Genomic DNA, 3,165 nt, shown 5'->3' with positions numbered 1-3,165 from the left:
CGTTTTTCGTTATCAATGACTTTTCCAGATTATTTGGCACAGTTGTTTTCAATGTGAGAGCTGTTATTTTTAAAAACACGCTTCCTATTTTGAGATTGGGAGAGAGAGAGTCATGCGTTTGTCGTGCGGTCTGGTCTGGTTAGGGTGTATCTCTTGCTATTTTATGGTAAAATAGTAGGTAAATACTCATTTAAGTAAAGAAATAGCTAAAAATGTTTGCTTTATTGAGTATCCGTCTAAAATAGGAGATGAAATGGTAAAAAAACGTGAAGCAATTGATGAAAAATATCAATGGGATTTGACCACAATTTTCGTAACAGATGAGGCGTTCGAAGCAGAGCTTGCGAAGGTTTTAGTGGCGCTAGAAGAGGCGAGAGCATGGGCTGGCACGCTGACAGATTCTGCTGAAAATTTATTAGCAGTCACTGAAACAGAGTTGACACTCATGCAGCGGGTTGAAAAACTTTATGTCTACGCGTCGATGAAGCATGACCAAGATACGACAGTCAGTCTTTATCAAGAATATCAGGCTAAAGTAACAGCGCTCTATGCTAAGTTCAGCGAAGTGTTTGCTTTCTATGAACCTGAATTTATGACACTTTCTCAAGAAATTTTTGCACAGTTTGTTATTGATCAGCCTAAATTGCAAACTTATGGTCATTTCTTTGAGCAGCTATTTGACAGAAAAGCGCATGTTTTATCAAGTGCGGAAGAAGCACTATTGGCAGGGGCATCAGAAATTTTCAGTGCTGGCGCTGAGACTTTTGAAATCTTGGATAACGCAGATATTGTTTTTCCAACGATTACGGATGCGCAAGGTCATGAAGTTCAGCTATCACATGGTAACTACATTTCATTCATGGAATCATCGAACCGCGACATTAGAAAAGCAGCCTACCAAGCGCTTTATAGTATTTACGAACAGTATCAGCATACCTATGCTAAGACCTTACAAACCAATGTTAAAGTCCATAATTTTACAGCGAAGACGCGTCATTATCAGTCAGCGCGTGAGGCTGCTCTGTCTAGTAACCACATCCCAGAAGCGGTCTATGACACTTTAGTCCAAGCTGTCAATGACCACCTGTCTTTACTTCATCGCTATATTAACCTACGTGCTGATATCCTTAAAATTGATGACCTTAAAATGTATGATGTCTACGCACCCTTGTCAACGACAGATTATAAATTTACCTATGAAGAAGCAGTTGTTAAAACTCAGGAAACTCTTGCGATTTTTGGTTCAGATTATTTGGAAAAGGTTAAACGCAGCTTTAAAGAAAATTGGATTGATGTCCAAGAAAATAAAGGTAAACGTTCAGGTGCTTATTCAGGTGGTTCATACGATACCAATGCCTTTATGCTACTTAACTGGCAAGATACGCTAGATAATCTTTTTACCCTAGTGCACGAAATGGGCCATAGCATGCACAGTAGCTTTACCCGTGAAAGTCAACCCTATGTCTACGGTGATTACAGCATTTTCCTTGCTGAAATTGCGTCGACAACCAATGAAAACATCCTCACAGAAACTTTGCTCAATGACGTTGAAGATGAAGAGACGCGTTTCGCGGTGCTCAACCACTTTTTGGATGGCTTTAGAGGCACTGTCTTTAGACAAACGCAGTTTGCCGAGTTCGAACATGCCATTCATGAGGCGGATGCTGCGGGAACTGTCTTAACCAGCGAGTTCTTGAATCAACTGTATGCTGAATTGAACGAAAAATATTATGGTTTAGCAGCTAGTAGCAATCCAGAAATTCAGTATGAATGGGCAAGAATTCCGCATTTCTATTATAATTACTATGTTTTCCAATATGCGACAGGCTTTGCAGCTGCATCTGCTTTAGCAGATAAAATCGTCAATGGGACTGAGCAAGATAAGACAGACTATTTAAATTACTTGCGTGCTGGTTCATCAGACTATCCGCTAGATGTCATTGCAAAAGCGGGTGTTGATATGACATCAGCAGATTATCTTACTGCTGCCTTTTCAGTTTTTGAAAAACGGTTGACAGAATTAGAAGCATTGGTGGCGAAACATGGTTAAGAGTTATAACGAATATTCCAATCATAATATGCGCAGACCTATCGTCAAGCCTGAAATCGTCGCCTTGATGCGAGGGGAGCAGGAAGCTTTGACAGGCTTTTTAGCAGATGTTGAGTCTTTTGCGCACGCGGAAAATATTCCTGTTATTCCGCATGAAACGGTGGTTTACTTTCAATTTTTGTTACAAACACTGCAACCGAAAAAAATTCTAGAAATTGGGACAGCTATTGGTTTTTCTGCACTCTTAATGGCGCAAGCTGCACCAGAATCAAAAATCACGACCATTGAGCGCAACCCTGAGATGGCGACTTTGGCGCGAGAAAACTTAGTCAAATATGATTCGGCTCAGCAAATCGAGGTCATTGAGGGCGATGCGATTGATGTGTTGGCGAGCTTACCAGATGGCTATGACTTTGCTTTTATGGATTCGGCCAAGTCTAAATATATCGTTTTTTTACCAGAGATTTTGAAGCGTTTGTCGGTTGGTGGTATTGTCGTGATTGATGATGTTTTCCAAGGCGGCGATGTGACCAAACCTATTGAAAAAGTAAAGCGCAATCAGCGTGGCATTTATCGGGGGTTACATCAGTTATTTGACGCAACCCTGACGCATCCAGATTTGACCACTACTCTTGTGCCATTAGGTGATGGTCTTTTGATGATTCGAAAGAATGCCGACAAGATAGTTTTACCACGGTCGTTTCATAAATTAGTATTGAAAAATTAACCCAAAGTGCTAAACTACCATTAGGAGATACTTGTATGACGATAAAAGATTCATGTGACGAAAGATATATCGACTATCCTTTATGTGATGTGTTAGTTATTATTATGTGTGCAGTTTTATGCGGTTTAGTTCAACTTTGTGATATTGTCACATATGCTGAGAATCAGGCTGATTTTCTTAAACAAACTTTCAATATTGAGAAAATCCCTTCGAAACCAACCTTTTCGCACACCTTGACTATCATTGATGGCGAAAAAGTGAGGAAATTATTTTTAAAATAATGCGTGAACATTTTGAAAGTGTTGGCGAGATTATCGCAGTTGATGGTAAAGCGATTCGTAGCGCCGCGCAAAAGAACAAACCGCATTCTGCTTTACAAATTCTTAGT

The 3,165-nt window shown here is 40.0% G+C and carries 3 protein-coding genes; all 3 read left to right on the top strand.

Annotated elements, in window-relative coordinates; translation table 11 throughout:
* Window positions 1–253: 253 nt before the first annotated feature.
* The 3 genes from pepF to ACYQ21_RS15055 are packed head-to-tail and all read left to right on the top strand — an operon-like array spanning window position 254 to window position 3,058.
* A complete protein-coding gene (gene pepF / locus ACYQ21_RS15065; RefSeq protein WP_460059454.1) occupies window positions 254–2,050 on the top strand; it encodes an oligoendopeptidase F in 1,797 nt (598 codons plus the stop codon).
* The gene (locus ACYQ21_RS15060) at window positions 2,043–2,777 is read left to right on the top strand and encodes an O-methyltransferase (protein ID WP_460059452.1); all 735 of its coding nucleotides are present in this window, start codon (window positions 2,043–2,045) and stop codon (window positions 2,775–2,777) included. Before pepF ends, ACYQ21_RS15060 begins: the two co-directional genes overlap by 8 nt.
* 35 nt (window positions 2,778–2,812) lie before the next feature.
* Window positions 2,813–3,058: a transposase family protein gene (locus ACYQ21_RS15055; protein ID WP_460059450.1), complete on the top strand. Its 246-nt coding sequence runs from the start codon at window positions 2,813–2,815 to the stop codon at window positions 3,056–3,058.
* Window positions 3,059–3,165 lie beyond the last annotated feature (107 nt).

The organism is Pseudolactococcus yaeyamensis, from assembly GCF_054658615.1.
Note: the sequence above shows the minus strand (reverse complement) of the source record. Positions and strands in the feature narration are given on the sequence as shown.